This is a genomic window from Methylobacterium sp. WL119 (assembly GCF_008039875.1).
GTDB lineage: Bacteria > Pseudomonadota > Alphaproteobacteria > Rhizobiales > Beijerinckiaceae > Methylobacterium.
This window is the reverse complement of sequence record NZ_VRUU01000012.1, coordinates 17,385-37,168: the sequence shown is the minus strand read 5'-3', so window position 1 is coordinate 37,168 and position 19,784 is coordinate 17,385. Positions and strand designations below refer to the sequence as shown.

Sequence of the window (19,784 nt, the reverse complement as noted above, 5' to 3'; positions counted from 1 at the left end):
AGCCGGCAGCGGTGCCTCAGGACGGGGGCCCGCGACGTCCACGCGTGGGCGTCCGGCACGGTGGCGGAGGGGGCGCGGCCGCCCTCGGCGGTGAGGCTTCGATACCGGATCGGGTGTCCCGGATTCAGGACGAATGGACTGTGCGTCACGCGGGCTGCGCGGGCGTGGTTCGAGGCCGATGGATCGGCTTGGTGCGTGGGAGGGTGGGATGACGAGGCTCTGGATTTTCTCTGACGTGCACGACGACGCCGACGCCTGGGAGGGCCCGGCCGTGCCGGCCTGCGAAGTCGCAGTCGTGGCCGGGGACGTCGCCGACGGCCTGACGCGGAGGTCCATCCCCTGGCTCGCGGCGTGCGTCGTGCCGTTCGTCCGGACCGTCGTCTACGTGCCGGGGAATCACGATTTCTACGGGTCGCGTTGGCAGAGTGAGCTGGAGCGCGGGCGCGAGGCCGCGGCCGCCGCCGGGATCCACCTGCTGGCCGTTGGGGAGACCCTGAACGTCGAGGGCCTCCGGATCGTCGGCGCCACGATCTGGACGGACTACCTGCTTCTCGGCGAGGCGTGGCGGGCGCCCACGATGGCCTCGTGCGGGGACCGGTCCGCGGGCATGCGAGATCACAGGAAGGTCAAGGTCCGGCTGCCATCGGGCGAGACGAACGCGTTCCGTCCGAGCGCGGCCGCCGCGGAACACGTGACGCAGCTCGGTCGGATCGAGCGCGCGCTTGCGGAGCCGTGGGACGGCCCAACGGTCGTCGTCACGCATCACGCCCCGCACCCCGCGTCGCTCGGGCGGCAGGGGCCGCTGCAGGCGATCGATGCCGCGTACGCCTCGGACTGCAGCCGCGTCCTCGAAGGGGAGCACGCCCCGGATCTCTGGATCCACGGGCACATCCACCGGTCCGCCGACTACCGGATCGGTGGGACCCGCATCCTCGCGAACCCGCGCGGCCGCCGGGGCGAGAACCCCGCCTTCGACCCGTCCCTAGTCCTGGAGATCTGACATGCGTGCGCTCGCCATCCTCGCCCTGCTCGCTGGCCCGGCCGGGGCGGACCCCTACCAGCCCGCCCCGGGCCTCTATTGCCCCAAGGGGGCCGACGTCCCCGCCATCGTCGTCGGGCCCGCCCCCGGCGAGGTCGGCATCGATCTGATGGAGTGCCACGGGGCGAGGATCTCAGGCGGCCGGGTGACGGCCTCCCGGTGCTACGGCAACGGGGGCCGGCCGGTCCCCTACGAGGCGGAGCTCAGCCTCCTGCCCAGCGGCGTGCTGCTGCACTACGGCGTCCGGTACCGGCGGCGGCCGTCCGGGGGGCCGTGCCCGTAGGCCACCGAGCGCCTGGATCGGGGGGTGCTGCAGCGCGCTCCACGAGCGAGGCCGGATTTCGCTCGCGGTGTAACGCCGATCGCGCGGACTGAAACGCGCGAAAATATGCTGAGAGCGTGCCGAGACCGTGCGCAGGCGTGCCCGGGCCGGGTTGCCAATGATACCGAACCGGCCTTCGCTCCCATTTCGCTGCACCAGATTTCAGGCACGAAAAAGGGGCCCGGTCACCCGGGCCCCTCGTCACCACTCAGAGTCTGAGGGGTGTCAGTCGAACAGGTCGGGCTCCCGTGCGGCCCGCCAGTCGACGGAGACGCAGAGCTCGCGTCCGTAGTGGAGGATGCCCTCGACGTCATCTTCGGCGTCGCACGGGGCTTGCCGCCGTACTCCTCGATCCGGACGCGGAACAGGGCACGGTCGATGAGGTCCTGCCGGGGGAGGTTCGACCTGTTCAGATCCAACAGGTCGCCGCGCTCCTTCAGCCAAGCGATGAACTTGTTCGGCTTTTGCCCGAGGGCCTTGCCACCGGCCTGGAGGCTGTAGAGCTCCTCGCTCTCGGCGAACCGCTCGACGCACTCCACCGCCGGCAGGGCCCGCTGTACCTGCCGCTGCGAGGCGGTGAGCTGGCGAGAGGTGTCGATGAGCTCCTGGTCTGTGATGACGAGGCGCTCGACGAGGGCGTCCTCCCGATCCATCGGGGCCAGGAGCATCCTCCTTAGCACCCTGTTGTCGTCGAGGTCCTCGGGGATCGCGACCGGCGTCGGGGCGGGTGCCACGGCGTAGGAACCGGTCCGCCGGATCTCGGGGAGGACCTCGTTCATCGCCCACCGACGGAACCGCCATGCCGTCGCGCCCTTCACGAGGGCACGCTGGCTGCGCATCAGCAGGGTGTAGAGACCGCCCTCGGTGATGACCAGGACCTCGCCCTGGGGATGCCCTAAGAAGATCTTAGCCCTCTCGTCCTCGTCGAGCGCCTTGAGCGAGACGGACGGGTTCGAGAGGCGGGCGGCCTTGCAGACGTCGGCGCCGACGAACCAGGGCTGCCCGTCGATCTCCACGACGCGGATGTCGTGGTTGTCGAAGCGGAAGATCGAGATCGCCGGCGCGGCCGGGATGCGGACGATGGCGTTCACGCGCGCCTCCCGTCGGTGGCGAGGGGTACGGCCACGAAGGCGATGTTCGGGGGCAGTAGGCCGGCGATGTCCCGCGCGGTCTCGGGCGCACCGATGACGATGCCCCGCTCGTACTGTCTGTTCTCGGCCAGGCATTCGACCATGTCGTGCAGGTCGCTCACGACGGCGGCCCGGCAGACGTAGACGCAGGGCACGTCTTTCCCGTCGATCAGGACGTGCCAGAAGGCCCGGGCGAACGGGCGGACTTTGCTGACCTCGGCGCCCGGCAGAAATGCGCCCGGGTCCCGGCGGAAGATCGCCTCGCGCGCCTTGTCGTTCTTCCCGCCCGGCGCGTCGTCGCCGGTCACCAGGAGGAGGCGGTCACGCGCAGCGGCTTTGGCGGCCTCGATCCGGAGCTCGATCGTACCGAGGACGCTCCTGCGCAGCATCGGGAACGCCGGCTCGGCAGTGCGCTCCAGGAGGAACGACCGCGCCGCGTGGGGATCCTCGACGCTCATGGCCGCCGCGATCTCAAGGACCGAGGCCTCCTCGAAGCGCTCGGCGTACTGCGAAATTCCCTGGGCGAGGGACGCGGCGAGGCTACCGTTCGGGGCGGTCGTGGTGGTAAGGTGGGTGCACGGTTCGGTCACGGGGATGCTCCTGTGGCTGACCAGGCCTCGGCGGCGTTCGCGCGCTTCCGGGGCCATTTTTTTCGCCAGTGGATCCGGCGATGTCGGCACGAATCGAAGGTTATCACCTTCTTCTGAGAACGCGAGTCGATGTGCCGTCATTGCACGTTTCGGGCGCTTTGGTGATAATGGCCTTCCATCGAATCCGGCTCGGAGTGCCTCGTCGTGTATCCCTCCCCAATGCAGCTGCGCGCCGCGCGGACCCTCGTCGGCCTGACGCAGGACGAAATTTCCCGACGCGTCGGCCTGTCCCAGAGGACCATGGTCGCCGTCGAGATGAGGAAGTCGTCCCTGAGCGCGCTCCACTCCGTGATGGGGTTTTACGCCGGCTTGGGCATCAGCTTCTCAGGCACGCCCGACTACACGGTGCAGACCGTCACCTACACGCAGGCGACGCCTCCGGACGTGCCCCCGATCCCGGACACGTAAGGGGATGTCTGGCGGGCGGTGACCTGCGCGCGGCGCGGTTCGCTGCCGCGATGAGTTTGCCTCGGTAGCGCCCGCCCCACCGTGCCAGGACGCTCTCCACGCCCTCGCTCGCCAGCGTGGCCCGCACGGCGGCCGCGGTTGGGGTGGGCCTCAGCCGACTCTCCCAATCCTCCTCGTGGACTGAGCGGACCGCGCGAATCGGTCAGGTGTAGTCAACGGGCACGGATGCGTCCCCAAGGGCGGCGCAAGCCGATCGGCATGCCCGGTAGGTCGGGACAGGGTCGGCGAGGATGCCGACTCGCAGCAGGCCTGCGAAGGTGAGTAGGAACGCCTGGTTACTGGGCATCACGCCTCGGCTCCGATCCTACCGGCGTCGATGTGCTTCACGGCCGACAGGGCCCGCTCCAGGGCCGCCGCGAGGTCGTCGGGTAGACCCCGATCGGGTTAGGAGTTCGAGCCACCAGCTCACCAAGCTGTTCGCGGATTCGATATGTCCTCACGGCATCAGGCGACGGCCGCATGCGAGCACAAATAAATTTTCGACCGCATTAGAGCCCCGTGGAGCCGTCCACGGGGCTTGTTGGCTGAATCCTCCGGTGCCTCGAAGTTAGGCCGTGGGCGAGGCTGAAATCGATGCTTTACCCCCGTGAGATCATGCACCCCGTCGGGGCGGTAGAACTACTGGTCTCGCGAAGTATATCAGCTGATCTCCAAAACACAGGCCCATAGACTAAGGCTAATGTCGAGCGGATCATCGGTCCCGACACGGCGGTGTGGTGCCTGACGTGTCGATGGATACGACATGCTCAACACGGCACAGGCGCGCGACCGCGCCCTCGACTTCCACTGGCGCATCCCGGAGAACATCCTCTCGGCCGCCGGCATCCCCGACATCCCCGATCGCAGGCAGGACGTCGCCAGGCGCAGCGTCCTCGCGGCCGCGTGCATCGCGGCCGACATGGCGCCCGGCGAGGATCGCTGGGTCAGCTACTCGCGCCGCAAGGCGTTCTACGCCGGTCAATCGCGGTACATGGGCCTGCCCTACACCTACGACCGCGTGCTCGCCGCCGTGGCTGAACTCGTCGAGCTCGGGCTGATCGAGGAGGTCCGGGCCCGCCCTGGCGACCACCTCTCCACCGGGATGCAGAGCCGCCTGCGTGCGACCCCCGACCTCGTCCACGCCTTCCGCGACGCGCCCTTCGAGTACGAGACGCGTCGCTGCCGCCTCATCCTCAAGGACGAGGCCGGCGACGTCATCGGCTACGACCCGACACGTCAGACGCGACGCCTGGAGGCCGAGCTCGACCGCATCAATGCCTACCTCGGCAACGTCTCGGTCACGATGCCGACGGGCGACGGGTGGGAGCACGCCACGCGCGTTGTCCGGGCCCGCAACGACCGCAAGGAGAAGGGGACGTGGGCCAGCGTCGTCCCGACCCCGAGCCCCGAGGTTTACCGCGTGTTCGGCCGTGGCCGTTGGGACCGCCACGGCCGGCTCTACGGATGGTGGCAGAACCTCCCCAAGGGACGCCGTTGGGAGCTCCTCATCAACGGCGAGGCGGCCTTCGAGCCGGACTTCGCCACCCTCCATCCGCGGATCCTCTACGCAGCCCGTGGTCACGTCTTGCGCCACGATCCCTACGTCACGGGGACATTTCCCCGTGACGAGGGCAAGCTCGCCCTCAACGTCGCCTTGAACGCGAAGACCATGAACGCGGCAGCGGCGGCCATTATGGACAAGGACGACTGGGAGCACGGCTGGGACTACACCCGCGGCCTGCTCAAGGCCGTCGTGGCGCGGAACACCCCCATCGCCGCAGACATCGCTGCAGACCGTGGGATCCGCTGCATGGCCGTAGACAGCGCCATGGCGGTGGATGTCCTCAAGGCCTGCGAGAAGGCGTCCATCCCCTGCCTGCCCGTCCACGATAGCTTCATCGTACCGGCCTCCAAGGGCCCGTGGATGGAGGCCAAGATGGACGAAATCCTGACGGGCGTTCTCGGCGCTGTAACCCGTTCTCCCTCAACGATAATCGGGTGATTGGTTCCACATATGGGCCCCTGGCCCCCCGTTGTCCCCTTGGGCCCGGGCCTCCTGGTTCCCCGCGGGTCGTCATCCCGCCGTCGTCCCCCTGCTACCTTCTCCGTCGCTGCCGCCCGCCCCGTTCCCTGGTGTAGCTCACTACCGTGACGTTCTGCGCCGCCCTCCCTGGATGTGGCTGGCCGTCGACGCTCAGGGAGGGGGGCGGAATGGCTCTACCCCCTACTGGACCGCCGTCGTTCCAAGTCTAGAACCGCCGCTTACCCCTTGCTAGACCGTCGTTATTCGCCCTCTTTTGCTTGTCCGATGCTGTTCAGTGGGGTATATTCTAGACTGTCGACGTATCCGTCGTCCTCGCGATGCACCACATCCTGAGCGCACCCTCCGGCCCCCGGGGTCGGGGGGTGTTATGTTTCAGGGCCCCACGTGACGTTCACCCCCTTAACGCCCCCGGTCCATGCTATCTCACATGGTTAGTCTCTCCCTCGACGTCTTCTGCGACGCGGTCGGCGCCTGGCTGTGGCTCAGGTAGGCCCAACAGGCCGATGGCTACTGGCTCGATCCGAACGCTCCGGCTCCGCCCGACGCGGCCGCTGTCTTGGCCTACGCATACGAGGCGCACCTAGCGGCCGAGGCGGGCGGCACGACGTGGGACGGCTGGGCGGTCGCCGTCAACGAGCGGGCCCTGACGCGCACGCTAAGCGAGGTCACCGCGACGCTGCTCGACGCCCGGAAGGACAGCGACCCGTGGACGTTCGCCGACGGGGTAGATCGGCCCCTCACGAACGACCGCTTGAAGGTGCTGAGCCTGCAGATCCGGAGGCACATTGGCGTCTGTCTGGCGGTCTACAACCAGGTCGCCGCCGGCATCGGCGCCGGCGCCATCACCACCGCGGAGGTCGACGGCGCCTTCGCCGACGTCGACGCGATCGTCTTGAAGGCGGCGTCGTGACCATCCCACTCCTGGCCATCCTCGCTCGCCCCCTGACCGCGTCGACCCTCTCCGAAGTGGCGGTGCTGGAGACAGCGACGCACGGGACCGTCCGGACCTGGGCGGGGTTCGTTCGGCGCAAGGCCAAGGAGGACGTGATGCCTAGCGAAATTTCTGCTCCTGACTGCGGAGCCGATCGCCTCCATCGCCGAGGCCGACGCGCCGGGCACGGACGTCGGCGACCTCGTCTACGTCTCGGGGACGCTCCACTCCGTCCGGTCCCCCTCGCTGACCGAGGCGGCATGCGGAAGCTCCAGCTGAGCCTAGTGAAGCTGACCGCCGTCGACGTTGGCGAAGGATCCGTCCACGTCGCGATCGTCGGCGCCCCGACGAGACGGCCCCCGTGGTCGCCATCGTGGCGGCCGACGTGCCCCAGCGCTCAGACTCTTGTGCTTACGGTCGTGGAGCCCTTGAAATAGGGATCGCTATCCTACCGGGCGAGGCGATGGCGTAGAAGAGGTCGGCGTGGACGTGCAGATCAGGAGAGTCGCTTCACGAACCCGATGTCGACGGCGACGGCCTTGAGCCTTTCGGGCTCGCGCTCCTTGCGTTCCGAATACCGGTCGACGAGGTAGTCGGATCGCTCGCGCGTGAGGAGCGTGAACTTCATCAGCTCCTCGCAGACATCGACCACCCGGTCGTAGAGCGGACCCGGCTTCATCCGGCCGGCGTCGTCGAACTCCTTGTACGCCATCGGAACCGAGGACTGGTTCGGGATGGTGATCATCCGCATCCAGCGACCGAGCACGCGGAGGCTGTTGACCGCGTTGAACGACTGCGAGCCGCCGGAGACCTGCATCACGGCGAGCGTCCGCCCCTGCGTCGGGCGCACCGAACCCTCCGAGAGCGGCAGCCAGTCGATCTGGCTCTTGATGACCCCGGTCATGGCGCCGTGTCGCTCGGGGCTGACCCAGACGTGGCCCTCCGACCAGATCGAGAGGTTTCGGAGTTCCTGGACCTTCGGGTGATCGGCCGTGGCGTCGTCGGGCAGCGGCAGGCCGTGCGCGTCGTAGATCCGCACCTCGCCGCCCATCGCCTCCAACAGGCGCGCGGCCTCGTAGGCGAGGAGGCGGCTGAACGAGCGCTCACGGAGCGATCCGTACAGGATCAGGAAGCGCGGGGCGTGGGTGAACGGTGTCTTCACGTGCAGGGCGTCGGTCGTCGGGACCACGAAATGCCCCTCGCTCAGGTTCGGCATTCCATCGGCGAAGGGCTGCAGGGGCTTGTCCAAGACGTTTCGTTCCTCTACGTTTCAACGATGGTTGATATATTGACATCATGATGGACGAACGGCAAGCTGTGGCGGCCTTCGCGGCCCTCGGCCAGGAGCATCGCCTGCGCATCGTGCGCCAGCTCGTCACCGCCGGGCCGGAGGGCATGGCGGCCGGCATGCTGGCCGAGGCGGTCGGCGTGTCCGGCACCAACCTGTCGTTCCACCTCAAGGAGCTCAGCCATTCGGGGCTGGTCACCTCCCGGCGGGAGGGGCGCTCGATCATCTACAGCGCCGCCTACCCGGACCTGTCCGAGCTCATCCAGTTCCTGATGCGCGACTGCTGCCAGGGACGCCCCGAGGTCTGCGCCCCGGCTGTCGCTGCCCTCGCCGCCTGTTGCACGGAGACCGCCTGATGGACGTCGTGATCTACCACAACCCGGATTGCGGCACGTCCCGCAATACCCTAGCCCTCATCCGCAACGCCGGCATCGAGCCGCACGTGGTCGAGTACCTGAAGTCGCCCCCAAACCGGACCCTGGTGCGCCAGCTTGCCGAGCGGGCGGGCGTGAAGGTCCGTGATCTGCTCCGTGAGAAGGGTACGCCCTTCGGCGAGCTCGGCCTCTCGGACCCGAGCCTGACGGACGATCAGCTTCTGGATGCCATCGGCGAGCATCCGATCCTGCTGAACCGCCCCTTGGTCGTCACCCCACTGGGTGTTGCCCTATGCAGGCCCTCCGAGGCGGTCCTCGACCTCCTTCCCGCCCAACAGGGCGAGTTCGTCAAGGAGGATGGCGAGCGCGTCGTCGACGAGCACGGGCGCCGCGTCGCTACCGCCTGACCCGCCCTGAAAGACCAAGAACAAGAAACGGTCCCGATGCTCGCCCTCGCCATCTTCGTGGTCACCCTCGTCTTCGTCATCTGGCAGCCGAAGGGGTTCGGGATCGGATGGAGCGCCCTGATCGGGGCCGCGGTCGCGCTCGCCACCGGGGTCATCCACCCCGGGGACATCCCGGTGGTCTGGCATATCGTCTGGGACGCCACCTTCACCTTCGTCGCCCTGATCATCATCTCGCTTCTTCTCGACGAGGCCGGCTTCTTCCACTGGGCGGCGCTGCACATCGCCCGCTGGGGTGGGGGTCGGGGACGGCTGCTGTTCCCGCTGGTAATCCTGCTGGGGGCCGCGATCGCAGCGGTGTTCGCCAACGACGGCGCGGCACTGCTGCTCACCCCCATCGTGCTCGCCATCCTGCTCCGGCTGAACTTCAAGCCGGCGGCGGCGCTGGCCTTCATCGTCGCCTGCGGGTTCGTCGCGGACTCGACCAGCCTGCCGTTGGTCATCTCGAACCTCGTCAACATCGTCTCGGCGAACTTCTTCGACATCTCCTTCAGCCGATACGCGGCCGTGATGGTGCCGGTGAACCTCGTCTCGCTGGCCGCGACCCTGGTGGTGCTGTGGCTGTTCTACCGGCGCGACCTTCCGGCCACGTACCCCGTGGCCGAGCTCGAAGCGCCCCGCCACGCGATCAAGGACCCGCTGGTCTTCCGGGCGGCCTTCCCGCTCCTCGGGCTGCTGCTGATCGCCTACTTCGTGACGGCACCGTTCAGCGTGCCGGTCTCGGTGGTCACTTGCGCCGGCGCACTGGTCTTGCTGGCGCTGGCCAGCCGCAGCCGCGTCATTCCCATCCGCAAGGTCCTGACGGGGGCCCCCTGGCAGATCGTGCTCTTCAGCCTCGGCATGTACCTCGTGGTCTACGGCCTGAAGAACGCCGGCCTGACCGACTATCTGGCGCAGGGGCTCGTCTGGCTCTCGGGCCATGGTCCGTTCGTCGCCACCATCGGCACCGGGTTCGCCGCCGCCATCCTGTCCTCGGTCATGAACAACATGCCGAGCGTGCTCGTGGGTGCGCTCTCCATCCAGCAGGCTCCGGATCTCTCGCCGCTGATGCGCGAGCTCATGGTCTACGCCAACGTCATCGGCTGCGACCTCGGCCCGAAGTTCACGCCCATCGGGAGTCTGGCGACCCTGCTCTGGCTGCACGTCCTCGACACCAAGGGCCAGCACATCACCTGGGGTCAGTACATGCGGGTGGGTCTGGTCATCACCCAGCCCGTGCTGCTCGTCACCCTGGCGGCGCTGGCCCTCTGGCTACCCGTGCTCGGCGCCCGGTAGCGATCCGATGGCCCCGGCGCGCCGATGGCCCGTGATCTCGGCCCTGGGCGTGGTCCAGATCCTGACGTGGGGCTCCTCGTTCTATTTGCTGTCGGTTCTGGCCGCGCCGATGTCGAAGGATACGGGATGGCCGCTGGGATGGGTCATCGGCGGCCTGTCCCTCGGTCTCCTCGTCGCGGGCTTGGCCTCGCCGCGGGTCGGCACCTACATCGGCGAGCATGGCGGCCGGCAGGTACTGGCCTTCGCGGCCGTCGCCCTCGCCGTCGGCCTTGCTATCCTCGGCCTCGCTCCGAACCTGCTGACTTACCTCGCGGGGTGGCTCCTGATCGGCCTGGGCATGGGCACCGGACTGTACGATCCCGCCTTCGCCACGCTCGGACGCCTCTACGGCGCCGAGGCAAGGCCTGCCATCACCACGCTGACCCTCTGGGGCGGCTTCGCCAGCACGGTGTGCTGGCCGCTCTCGGCCTTCCTGATCGAACAGGTTGGCTGGCGTGGGACCTGCCTCGCCTATGCCGGGCTGCACCTTTCGGTCACGCTGCCGCTCGTCCTGCTCGCGATCCCCCGGCCCCCCGCACATCCGATCACGCGACCCGCAGGCCCGAGCCCCGTCATTCGTCTCGATGGTCGGGAGCGTCGCGCCTTCCTCCTCATGGCCGGGGTGCTGACCCTTGGCGGGACCGTGATGGCCCTGGTCTCGGTTCACCTCATCACCTTGCTTCAGGCCCGTGGCGTGGCTCTTACATCGGCCGTGGCCTACGGCGCCCTGATCGGACCGGCCCAGGTGGGGGCACGCATCGTCGAGATGGCCGGCAAGGGCCGGCACCACCCGCTCTGGACCCTCACGGCGGCGATGGTTCTCGTGGCGACCGGGATCGCGATGCTGGCAGCGGGCTTGCCCGTGGTCGGACTGGCGCTCGTCCTCTACGGGGCCGGCAACGGGATCTACTCGATTGCCCGCGGCACGGTGCCTCTCGCGCTGTTCGGTCCCGAGCGCTACGCCCCGCTCGTCGGCCGGCTCGCCCGTCCGGGGCTGGTGGCGCAGGCGCTCGCGCCCTCCCTCGGGGCCGTCGTGCTGACGCAGGCGGGCGCCGACGCGACCTATGTCCTCCTTTCCGTACTCGCCCTCGCGAACGTCGCGCTCGCCGTATCCCTTTGGCGCGTCCGGTAGTCCCGTCCCTTCCTCGCCGGTCTACGATGTGGCATCGTCCGACGGTGACCTTCTGGCTCGCCCTTCGCAGGCTGCTTCCGCTCCTGGCGGTTCTCAGCCTCGCCCTTGCGCCGGTGACCGCATCCGCGGCCGCCGCGGGCATGCGCGCGCCGATGGCCGTTCAGGGTAACGTCATGGCGATGCCCGACGAGGCCATGGACGACATGGCCGGGATGGCCATGGACGAGATGCCGTGTTGCCCCAAGGAGCGGCCGGACTTGCCCGATTGCTCGAAGGGCTGCCCCTTGATGGCGCTTTGCTTGGCGAAGGTCGCCACCGGGCTGCCGGTCACCGTCGGACTTCCGGGCCGCGTTGCCGGCGTCGAGGGGCCGATCTGGGGCGTCACCGCCTCCTTCGACAGCCTGTCGCAAGGGCCGCCCACCGAGCCTCCCCGAGCCTGAACCCGATGCCGCCGGCGCCTGCGCCGGCCGATCCCGCGCGCCTGAAGGCCCGGGTCACATCGTTTTCAGGAGATCATCCACCGTGTCCAAGACATCGTTTTCACGCGCCCTGACGGCTGCGCTGCTCGGTCTCGCCCTGACCACCGCGGCCCGGGCCGACACCAAGGACTACGAGTTCCAACTGGTGAAGGACGAGGCCAAGCAGGGCGAGGCCATCCTCGACGTCCGCCTCGTCGATAAGCGCACGTCCAAGCCCGTGCCGAACGCCGTCATCTTCGCCAAGCGCATCGACATGGCGCCCGACAGCATGGAGGAGATGACCTCCAGGATCGAGCAGCTACCGTCGCCGGAGCCGGGCCTCTACCGGTTCAAGGCGAAGCTGACGATGGCCGGCGGCTGGCGCCTCTCGCTCGGAGCCAAGGTTCAGGGCGAGACCGGCACCGTCGAGAACAAGCTGGTGTTCAAGGCCACCAAGTGAGCCGGATGGCATGGCTGGCCGGGACCCTCGCCGCGCTCGCGGCGGGGGCCCTGGGGTATGGCGCGGGGCATGAGGGAAGCCCCGTGCCGGCGCTCGTCCAGCAGGCGCGGACCGGGTTCACCCACTGGCTGCCGAGCACGCCCCGGCCGGCATCCCCGATACAGGCATCGGTCGCGGCGAAGGCGACGGGACCGGTCGTCTTCTACCAGGACCCGGACGGGAAGCCGGACTACGCCTCCGAGCCGAGGCGCACGGCGGACGGTCGCGACTATCGCGCCGTCCGCGCCAGCGAGGAGGTGCGCTTCGACGAACCCGACGAGGCGGAGGCGATGCCCGACGCCGGGCACGGCGACATGGCCATGGGTCAGGCCACCACGCCTGCGGGGGCCCGCAAGGTGCGCTTCTACCGCAACCCGATGGGCCTGCCGGACACCTCGCCGACCCCGAAGAAGGACTCGATGGGGATGGACTACCTCCCCGTCTACGAGGGGGAGGACACCGAGGACGGCACCGTGAAAATCTCGCCCGGCAAGCTACAGCGCACCGGGGTCCGGACGGCGGTCGTCGACCGACGCGTCCTGTCGATGCCGGTGCGCGCGCCCGGCGCCATCGAGGAGGACGAGCGCCGGATCTCGGTCATCGCGATGCGCACCGACGCATTCATCGAGAAGGTCGAGGGCGTCACCACCGGCGACCACGTGCACAAGGGCCAGCCGCTCCTGCGCCTGTTCTCGCCGGAGATGAACGCGGCGGCTGCGCAGTACCTCACCGGCATCGGCTACGAGGGCGCCCGCCGGCGCCTGGAGAACCTCGGCATCCCGCCCGAGGTCATCGACGAGATCGAGCGATCCCGAAAAGTCCCCTCGACCATCACGTGGTCGGCGCCCCGCGACGGCGTCGTGGTCGAGCGCAATGTCTCCGACGGCATGCGCGCCAAGTCCGGCGACACGCTGTTCAAGCTCGTCGACCATTCCAAGGTCTGGGTCCTCGCCGACGTGACCGAACGCGACTTGGCGGCCGTGGCAGAAGGCCAGATGGCGACCGTGCGCGCCAGGACGTTCCCGGACCGCGTCTTCACCGGCGCGGTGACCCGGATCTACCCGCACCTCGCGATGGGGACCCGGACAGCCCGTCTGCGCATCGAAATGCCCAACCCGAACGGCGACCTGCGCCCGGGGATGTTTGCCGACGTGACGATCGCCACCGGCAGCGACAGGCCGGTGGTCGCGGTGCCCGACGACGCGGTCATCGACACCGGCACGAAACAGGTCGTCCTGCTGGACAAGGGCGAGGGTCGCTTCGAACCGCGACCGGTCAGGCTCGGCGTCCGCGGCGACGGCTACGTCGAGGTCCGCGACGGCATCGCCGCGGGCGACCGCGTGGTGACCTCGGCCAACTTCCTGATCGACGCCGAGAGCAACCTGAAGGCGGCGCTGCAGGGGCTTTCGGAGCCCAAACCCGACCCGGGCCCGCAGGCCGCCGCCGAGGGAAAGGCGCCATGATCTCCCGCCTCATCGCCTGGTCGGCAAAGAATCTGGTGCTAGTCTTGATCGGGACCGTGTTCGCGGTGGGAGCCGGGCTCTACGCCCTGAGGACCCTGCCGCTCGACGCGATCCCGGACCTCTCGGACGTCCAGACCATCGTCTACACCGAGTACCCCGGGCAGGCGCCCCAGGTCATCGAGGATCAGGTCACCTACCCGCTGACCACGGCCATGCTGACGGTGCCGCGGTCGAAGGTGGTGAGGGGGTTCTCGTTCTTCGGGGTCTCGTTCGTCTACGTCATCTTCGAGGACGGCACCGACCCGTACTGGGCCCGCAGCCGGGTGCTCGAATACCTCAACACGGTGGCCAAGCGCCTACCGGCAGGGGTGACCCCGACGCTGGGACCGGACGCGACAGGGGTGGGCTGGGTCTATCAGTACGTCGTGGTCGCCAAGGAGCGGTCGCTGGCCGAACTCCGCTCGCTCCAGGACTGGGTCGTCCGCTTCGGAGCGTCGCGTGCCGAGGGCGTGGCCGAGGTCGCCGGCGTCGGCGGCTTCGTGAAGCAGTACAACGTCGTCGTCGATCCGAACCGACTGCGGGCGCAGGGCATCACCATGTCCAAGCTCCGGGAGGCCATCAGGTCGAGCAACGCCGACGTCGGCGGCCGCACCGTCGAGTTGTCCGAGTTCGAGTTCGTCGTCCGTGGCCGCGGGTACCTCAAGAGCGTCGCCGACATCGGGAGCATCGTCCTGAGGACGGAGGCGGGCACACCCCTGCGGGTGAAGGACGTCGCCCGGGTCGAGCTCGGTCCCGACGAGCGCCGCGGCATCACCGAGATGAACGGGGACGGCGAGGTCGCCGGCGGCATCATCCTCCAGCGCTTCGGGGCGAACGCGCTCGACGTCATCGCGAGCGCCAAGGCGCGCCTCGCCGAAGTCGCCGCCAGCCTGCCGAAGGGCACCGAGATCCTGCCCGTCTACGACCGCTCGCACCTGATCGAGGCGGCCATCGAGACCCTCAAGGGCACCCTGATCGAGGAGAGCGCCATCGTCGCTCTCGTCTGCGTCGTGTTCCTGCTCCACGTGCGCAGCGCGCTGGTGGCCATCCTGATGCTGCCGGTCGGCATCCTGATGGCGTTCGCGGGCATGAAGGCGCTGGGCTTGGGCGCCAACATCATGAGCCTGGGCGGCATCGCCATCGCGGTCGGCGCCATGATCGACGCCGCCATCGTCATGATCGAGAACGCCCACAAGCACCTGGAGCGGGCGGACCCCGGCAAGCCCCGGGTCCAGGTCCTGATAGAGGCCGCCTCCGAGGTCGGTCCCTCGCTGTTCTTCTCGCTCCTCATCATCACGGTCAGCTTCCTGCCCATCTTCACCCTGGAGAGCCAGGAAGGGCGTCTGTTCGGGCCGCTGGCCTTCACCAAGACGTTCGCGATGGCGGCGGCGGCGGTGCTGTCGGTGACGCTGGTTCCGGCCCTGATGGTCCTGTTCGTGCGCGGCCGCATCGTGCCCGAGCACCGCAATCCGGTGAACCGGCTCCTGATCTGGCTCTACCGTCCCATCATCGCCGGCGTCCTGCGGGCGCGGGTGCTGACCATCCTGATCGCGCTGGGCGTTCTAGGCGCCTCGGTCTGGCCGGCCCTGCAACTCGGGTCCGAGTTCATGCCCGACCTCGACGAGGGCACCCTGATGTACATGCCGACCACCCTGCCGGGCATCTCGGTGACCAAGGCCGGAGAGCTTTTAGGGAGACAGGACACCATCCTGAAGAGCTTCCCGGAAGTCCTGTCTGTGTACGGCAAGGCGGGCCGGGCCAACACGGCCACGGACCCGGCGCCCTCCGAGATGTTCGAGACCATCGTCAACCTGAAGCCGAAGGCGGAGTGGCGCCCGGGCGTGACGTTGGCGAGCCTCAAGGCCGAGATGGATGCCGCACTCCAGTTCCCCGGTGTCTCCAACGCCTGGACCCAGCCGATCCGCGCCCGCATCGACATGCTCGCCACCGGCATCCGAACCCCCGTCGGCATCAAGGTGCTCGGAACCGACCTCGCCGAGATGGAGAAGGTCGCCCGCCGGGTCGAGGCGGTGGTGAAGGCGGTGCCGGGCACGTCGAGCGCCTATGCCGAGCGCGTCCAGGGCGGGTACTTCCTCGACATCACGCCGGACCGTGAGGTTCTGGGCCGCTACGGCCTAACGGTCGGCGAGGTTCAGGACGTCATCGCGATGGCGCTCGGCGGTGAGAGCGTGACCAACACCGTCGAGGGCCGCGAGCGCTACACCGTGAACGTTCGCTACCCGCGCGCCTTCCGGTCGAGCCCACAATCCATCGCGACCGAGGTGCAGGTACCCATCGCGGGCGGAGGCACGGTCCCCTTGGGCGAAGTCGCCAAGGTCGCGCTGGCCCGGGGGCCGACCCAGATCCGGACCGAGAACGGGCAACTCGCGGTCTTCATCTACGTCGATGTCACCGGGCGCGACCTTGGCGGCTACGTGGCCGAGGCGCGAGCGGCGGTGGCCGGCGAGGTGAGCCTGCCGCCGGGGACCACCCTCCAGTGGAGCGGGCAGGTCGAGTACCTCGACCGCGCGACGGCCCGGCTCAAGATCGTGGTGCCCCTGACCCTCCTGACCGTGTTCCTGATGCTCTACCTGAACTTCCGGCGCCTGACCGAGACCCTCATCGTGATGCTGTCGCTGCCCTTCGCCCTGGTCGGCGGCGTCTGGCTGATGTGGTGGCTCGGCTTCAACCTGTCGGTCGCCGTGGCCGTGGGCTTCATCGCGCTCGCCGGGGTCGCCGCCGAGACCGGGGTGATCATGCTGGTCTACCTCGACCATGCGCTGGCCGAGGTCCGGACGGAGTGCGAGCGGGAGGGCCGGCCCCTATCGCGAAATGACCTGAGGCGGGCGATCATGGTCGGCGCGGTCGAGCGGGTGCGGCCCAAGATGATGACCGTGGTCGCCATCATGGCCGGGCTGTTACCCATCCTGTGGAGCACCGGCTCGGGCTCCGAGGTCATGCAGCGCATCGCGGTGCCGATGATCGGCGGCATGGTGTCGTCGACCGTCCTGACCCTCGTCGTGATCCCGGCGGTGTACGGGCTGGTGAAGGGATGGGGACTGCCGAGATCCGACATGCGGCCGGAACCCGTCGAGGGGCACACGATGCCCTTGGCCGCGGAATGACAACGAGGACGAGACCATGCTGGTGGTCGAAGACGAGCCGAAGGTAGGCAGGTTGGTCTCCGACATTCTCGAAGACCTCGCCTAACCCGACATCGAGGGTCGCTCGCATCCGGTCGATGATCGAGGAGAGCCGGGAGGAGGCATGGGGCTCCGGCCAACCGATCCCGGGCTTACCTCCGAAGGGGCCCGGGGTGCTTCTCCGGCGGCATCGTCTCGCGCACGTGGTGCCGGACCAAGGAGGGGCTGAACGGCTTCCCGATGAACGTCGCCCCATCGGGCAGGTCCCCGGGTTCAGGTCGCACATTGCCGGAGGCGACCACGATGGCGATGTGGGGCCACGTCACGGCCGTCCGCCGCGCCAGGTCGAAGCCGTTGTCCGGGCCGGGCATCTGCACGTCCGTGAACAGCAGCTGCACCTTGCCGTGGTGCTCGTCGAGCACCCGCATCGCCTGGGCGACGTTCATCGCCTCAAGAACCACGAAACCGGCATCCTCCAGGATGTCGGACACATCCATCAAGATGAGGGCGTCGTCGTCGACCACGAGGACATGGGGGGCATCGGCGGTGTCAGGCAGGGGCATGGATACCAAAGGCCGGCCTGGCGACGTTTCCGTAGGTCCCGTGGATGCGGGCCCCTAGTGGTCGAAACCTGACGCTTGGTACCCATTCGCGAGGTCAGCTTGGGGTGGGGAGCGGACACTGACCCTTCGCCCTGAAGCGGACGTTCCGCCTCCGGTCCAACGCGGTCATGACCAGATACGGATTGCTTTCCCGTTGGCAGGCACTCCACTGCCCCAATGCGGATCAATCGAACCGAGCTGGCCGACCTCGGGACCTTCCTCGCCATCGCGCGCCACCGCAGTTTCCGGCGAGCCGGTCTGGAGCTTGGTGTCAGCGCCTCCGCGCTCAGCCACGCACTCAAGGCGATGGAGGCGCGCCTCGGTGTGCGCCTCGTCAACCGCACCAGTCGCAGCGTCACGCTCACCGCAGCCGGTGAAGATCTGCTCGCCTCGCTGGATGCGCCGTTCGCGGCGATCGGCTCCGCGCTCGACGTGCTCAACCAGCACCGGGATCCGACGAAGGTCACCGGGCGCATCCGCCTCAACGTGCTCGAACATGCGAGCACGTTGTTGCTCGCCCCCGTGTTGCCTTCCTTCCACGAGCGCCACCCGCAGGTCGAGATCGACATCCGGGTGTCCAACGATCTGCTCGACGTCGTGGAAGCTAGAGCCGATGCGGGCATCCGCTACGGCGGGACTGTGCCTCTGGATATGGTGGCGCAGCGTTTGTCGGCCGATCTGCGCTGGGTGGTGGTTGGAGCGCCGACCTATCTGGATCGTCACGGAACGCCTGATCATCCACGTGACCTTGCAGCTCACCGATGCCTACGCATTCGCCTCGGCGACGACAGCCTCTATCGATGGGAATTCGAGAGAGCGGACGAGCAGATCGCCCTCGACGTTCCCGGTGCGGTGACCATCGACAACACGTGGTTCGCCCTCTCCCTTGCGGTGGCGGGCGGCGGGCTCGCCTATCTTCCTAAGCCGTGCGTCGAACCCGTGGTCGCACGGGGCGAGCTTCGCGTCGTGCTGGCGGATTGGGCACCGATGGGACCGGGCTTCCACCTCTACTATCCCGGACGTCGCCAACTGCCGACCGGATTGCGGCTCCTCATCGACCTGATCCGCGCGGCGAAGCCCCTCGGATTGTAGCCGCCGCGACGTCCGACGATGAACGCGGCTCATCGTTCCGTTGAGGGACAGACGCCTGATCGGCGGCTCACGCGATGGCTACGTCAGGCACCTCATCGAGGTCATCGGAGAAATTGAGACATGCGCCGTTTTACAGGGAAGGTCGCCTTCATCACGGGTGCGGCCAGCGGCATCGGCCGCGCCGCCGCCATTGCGTTCGCAAGGGAGGGCGCTCGGGTCGCCATCACGGATCGCACGGAGGCTGCACTCGAACAGCTCCGCGCTGAGATCGAAGCGGATGGCGGCGAGGTGATTGCAATTCGATGCGACGTGTCGGTGCCAGCGGACGTCGAGGCTGCGGTGGCTCGCACCGTTGAGCGGTTCAGCCGCCTCGACTGTGCTTTCAACAACGCCGGCGTCGAGAACAAGGCCGCTCCCGTCCACGAGATCGCCCTCGACGAATGGGACCAGATCCTCGACATCAACCTGCGTGGCACGTTCGTGTGCATGAAGTACGAGATCGCACAGATGCTTCGGCAGGGCGGCGGCGTGGTGGTCAACACATCGTCCGGCGCTGGAATCAGGGGTGTCGCGGGAGGTGCGAGCTATGCCGCCTCGAAGCACGCCTTGATCGGCCTGACCAAATCGGCCGCCCTCGACTACGCGAAGGCGAAGATCCGGGTGAACGCAGTTTTGCCTGGGAATATCGAGACACCGATGATGGACCGCTTCACGGGCGGCGACATCCAGAAGGCGATCGACCTTGAGCCGGTCGGACGGCTGGGCAAGCCCGAGGAGATCGCAGAGGCCGTCCTGTGGATGTGTTCGGACCTTGGGGCCTTCGTGACCGGCGCGTCGATCTCTGTCGATGGCGGCTGGTCGCTCTAAGAGGCGTTTCCGAGACGATGAAGGAAAGATCGCATGGACATCAAGCGCAGCGGAAGCCAGCCCTCAGGCCAGGGCCCGTCCGAATGGTTCACCGGCACAGTTCGGATTGATCCGCTCCACAGCGCTCCCGACCCTGCCCGCGTCGCGATGGCGAGCGTAACGTTCGAGCCCGGCGCGCGGACGGCGTGGCATACGCATCCATTCGGCCAGACGCTGATCGTCACGTTCGGGCGTGGGTGGGTTCAGCGCGAGGGCGGCCCGGTCAAAGAGATCGCGCCGGGCGACGTGGTCTGGTTCGAGCCGAATGAGAAACATTGGCATGGGGCCACGGCGACCTCGGCGATGACGCATGTCGCGATCCAGGAACGGTTGGATGGCAAGGCCGTGACCTGGATGGAGCAGGTCACCGAAGACCAGTATGCCGGGTCCTGAACTTCGCCACCCCGGTCCGCTCTAACACAACGAAGCCGAGAGCGGACTGGCAGA

General features: G+C 68.2%; 20 protein-coding genes. 16 read left to right on the top strand and 4 right to left on the bottom strand.

Going from position 1 to position 19,784, the window contains the following annotated elements; all coding sequences use genetic code 11:
• Nucleotides 1-133 precede the first annotated feature (133 nt).
• Nucleotides 134-1,000: a metallophosphoesterase gene (locus tag FV227_RS07600; RefSeq protein ID WP_147858679.1), complete on the top strand. Its 867-nt coding sequence runs from the start codon at nt 134-136 to the stop codon at nt 998-1,000.
• 1 nt (nt 1,001) lies between these two features.
• Nucleotides 1,002-1,322 (top strand): hypothetical protein, encoded by a 321-nt coding sequence (locus FV227_RS07595; protein ID WP_056251344.1) that lies wholly within the window; start codon nt 1,002-1,004, stop codon nt 1,320-1,322.
• A gap of 224 nt (nt 1,323-1,546) precedes the next feature.
• Here FV227_RS07595 and FV227_RS07590 read toward each other — a convergent pair whose 3' ends face one another.
• A complete protein-coding gene (locus FV227_RS07590) occupies nt 1,547-2,452 on the bottom strand; it encodes a BRO family protein (RefSeq protein WP_056251347.1) in 906 nt (301 codons plus the stop codon).
• Nucleotides 2,449-3,081 carry a hypothetical protein gene (locus FV227_RS28880; protein ID WP_162240219.1) on the bottom strand — a complete coding sequence of 211 codons (633 nt, stop codon included), beginning with the start codon at nt 3,079-3,081 and terminating at the stop codon, nt 2,449-2,451. The genes FV227_RS07590 and FV227_RS28880 overlap by 4 nt, the downstream gene beginning before the upstream one ends.
• 204 nt (nt 3,082-3,285) lie before the next feature.
• Between FV227_RS28880 and FV227_RS07585 the strand changes: the two genes are divergently transcribed.
• From FV227_RS07585 to FV227_RS07575, 3 genes are all read left to right on the top strand, one after another.
• On the top strand, nt 3,286-3,549 hold the full coding sequence (locus FV227_RS07585; protein ID WP_147840852.1) for a helix-turn-helix domain-containing protein: 264 nt from the start codon (nt 3,286-3,288) through the stop codon (nt 3,547-3,549).
• Between the two features lie 802 nt (nt 3,550-4,351).
• Nucleotides 4,352-5,590, top strand: coding sequence for a hypothetical protein (locus FV227_RS07580; protein WP_056251353.1), 1,239 nt, complete (start codon nt 4,352-4,354; stop codon nt 5,588-5,590).
• Between the two features lie 598 nt (nt 5,591-6,188).
• Nucleotides 6,189-6,542, top strand: coding sequence for a hypothetical protein (locus FV227_RS07575; RefSeq protein WP_056251355.1), 354 nt, complete (start codon nt 6,189-6,191; stop codon nt 6,540-6,542).
• 517 nt (nt 6,543-7,059) lie between these two features.
• On the opposite strand, the gene arsH is transcribed toward FV227_RS07575, so the two are convergent.
• Nucleotides 7,060-7,812, bottom strand: a complete 753-nt coding sequence (gene arsH / locus FV227_RS07570; RefSeq protein WP_056251359.1) for an arsenical resistance protein ArsH — start codon at nt 7,810-7,812, stop codon at nt 7,060-7,062.
• A 47-nt stretch (nt 7,813-7,859) separates the two neighbouring features.
• Between arsH and FV227_RS07565 the strand changes: the two genes are divergently transcribed.
• From FV227_RS07565 to FV227_RS07530, 8 genes are all read left to right on the top strand, one after another.
• Complete coding sequence (locus tag FV227_RS07565) at nt 7,860-8,207, top strand: metalloregulator ArsR/SmtB family transcription factor (protein ID WP_056251363.1); 348 nt, start codon at nt 7,860-7,862, stop codon at nt 8,205-8,207.
• Complete coding sequence (gene arsC, locus FV227_RS07560) at nt 8,207-8,632, top strand: arsenate reductase (glutaredoxin) (protein ID WP_056251366.1); 426 nt, start codon at nt 8,207-8,209, stop codon at nt 8,630-8,632. Before FV227_RS07565 ends, arsC begins: the two co-directional genes overlap by 1 nt.
• Nucleotides 8,633-8,668: 36 nt before the next feature.
• Entirely contained in the window at nt 8,669-9,964 is a 1,296-nt protein-coding gene (locus tag FV227_RS07555) for an arsenic transporter (RefSeq protein ID WP_056251369.1), read from the top strand.
• 7 nt (nt 9,965-9,971) lie between these two features.
• On the top strand, nt 9,972-11,135 hold the full coding sequence (locus FV227_RS07550; RefSeq protein ID WP_056251372.1) for an MFS transporter: 1,164 nt from the start codon (nt 9,972-9,974) through the stop codon (nt 11,133-11,135).
• A gap of 44 nt (nt 11,136-11,179) precedes the next feature.
• Nucleotides 11,180-11,575 (top strand): hypothetical protein, encoded by a 396-nt coding sequence (locus FV227_RS07545; RefSeq protein ID WP_056251375.1) that lies wholly within the window; start codon nt 11,180-11,182, stop codon nt 11,573-11,575.
• Between the two features lie 82 nt (nt 11,576-11,657).
• The gene (locus tag FV227_RS07540) at nt 11,658-12,053 is read left to right on the top strand and encodes a FixH family protein (protein WP_056251379.1); all 396 of its coding nucleotides are present in this window, start codon (nt 11,658-11,660) and stop codon (nt 12,051-12,053) included.
• Nucleotides 12,050-13,555, top strand: coding sequence for an efflux RND transporter periplasmic adaptor subunit (locus FV227_RS07535; protein WP_056251383.1), 1,506 nt, complete (start codon nt 12,050-12,052; stop codon nt 13,553-13,555). The genes FV227_RS07540 and FV227_RS07535 overlap by 4 nt, the downstream gene beginning before the upstream one ends.
• Nucleotides 13,552-16,719: a CusA/CzcA family heavy metal efflux RND transporter gene (locus FV227_RS07530; RefSeq protein ID WP_147858678.1), complete on the top strand. Its 3,168-nt coding sequence runs from the start codon at nt 13,552-13,554 to the stop codon at nt 16,717-16,719. The genes FV227_RS07535 and FV227_RS07530 overlap by 4 nt, the downstream gene beginning before the upstream one ends.
• Nucleotides 16,720-16,889: 170 nt before the next feature.
• Here the strand turns inward: FV227_RS07530 and FV227_RS07525 are convergent, their stop codons facing one another.
• A complete protein-coding gene (locus FV227_RS07525; RefSeq protein WP_082477552.1) occupies nt 16,890-17,261 on the bottom strand; it encodes a response regulator in 372 nt (123 codons plus the stop codon).
• Nucleotides 17,262-17,516: 255 nt separating this feature from the next.
• On the opposite strand from FV227_RS07525, the gene FV227_RS07520 reads away from it, so the two are divergent.
• The 3 genes from FV227_RS07520 (at nt 17,517) to FV227_RS07510 (ending at nt 19,730) form a co-directional block, all read left to right on the top strand.
• Nucleotides 17,517-18,431: a LysR family transcriptional regulator gene (locus tag FV227_RS07520; protein ID WP_056254946.1), complete on the top strand. Its 915-nt coding sequence runs from the start codon at nt 17,517-17,519 to the stop codon at nt 18,429-18,431.
• 120 nt (nt 18,432-18,551) lie between these two features.
• Nucleotides 18,552-19,298, top strand: a complete 747-nt coding sequence (locus FV227_RS07515; RefSeq protein WP_056254944.1) for a glucose 1-dehydrogenase — start codon at nt 18,552-18,554, stop codon at nt 19,296-19,298.
• Nucleotides 19,299-19,331: 33 nt separating this feature from the next.
• Nucleotides 19,332-19,730: a cupin domain-containing protein gene (locus FV227_RS07510; protein ID WP_056254941.1), complete on the top strand. Its 399-nt coding sequence runs from the start codon at nt 19,332-19,334 to the stop codon at nt 19,728-19,730.
• Nucleotides 19,731-19,784: the final 54 nt, after the last annotated feature.

Excerpts from the sequence above, each read along its gene's own strand:
- FV227_RS07600 (WP_147858679.1), top strand. The coding sequence starts at position 134 with ATGGACTGTGCGTCACGCGGGCTGCGCGGGCGTGGTTCGAGGCCGATG.
- FV227_RS07595 (WP_056251344.1), top strand. The coding sequence starts at position 1,002 with ATGCGTGCGCTCGCCATCCTCGCCCTGCTCGCTGGCCCGGCCGGGGCG.
- FV227_RS07580 (WP_056251353.1), top strand. The coding sequence starts at position 4,352 with ATGCTCAACACGGCACAGGCGCGCGACCGCGCCCTCGACTTCCACTGG.
- FV227_RS07565 (WP_056251363.1), top strand. The coding sequence starts at position 7,860 with ATGATGGACGAACGGCAAGCTGTGGCGGCCTTCGCGGCCCTCGGCCAG.
- arsC (WP_056251366.1), top strand. The coding sequence starts at position 8,207 with ATGGACGTCGTGATCTACCACAACCCGGATTGCGGCACGTCCCGCAAT.
- FV227_RS07555 (WP_056251369.1), top strand. The coding sequence starts at position 8,669 with ATGCTCGCCCTCGCCATCTTCGTGGTCACCCTCGTCTTCGTCATCTGG.
- FV227_RS07550 (WP_056251372.1), top strand. The coding sequence starts at position 9,972 with ATGGCCCCGGCGCGCCGATGGCCCGTGATCTCGGCCCTGGGCGTGGTC.
- FV227_RS07530 (WP_147858678.1), top strand. The coding sequence starts at position 13,552 with ATGATCTCCCGCCTCATCGCCTGGTCGGCAAAGAATCTGGTGCTAGTC.
- FV227_RS07520 (WP_056254946.1), top strand. The coding sequence starts at position 17,517 with ATGCGGATCAATCGAACCGAGCTGGCCGACCTCGGGACCTTCCTCGCC.
- FV227_RS07515 (WP_056254944.1), top strand. The coding sequence starts at position 18,552 with ATGCGCCGTTTTACAGGGAAGGTCGCCTTCATCACGGGTGCGGCCAGC.
- FV227_RS07510 (WP_056254941.1), top strand. The coding sequence starts at position 19,332 with ATGGACATCAAGCGCAGCGGAAGCCAGCCCTCAGGCCAGGGCCCGTCC.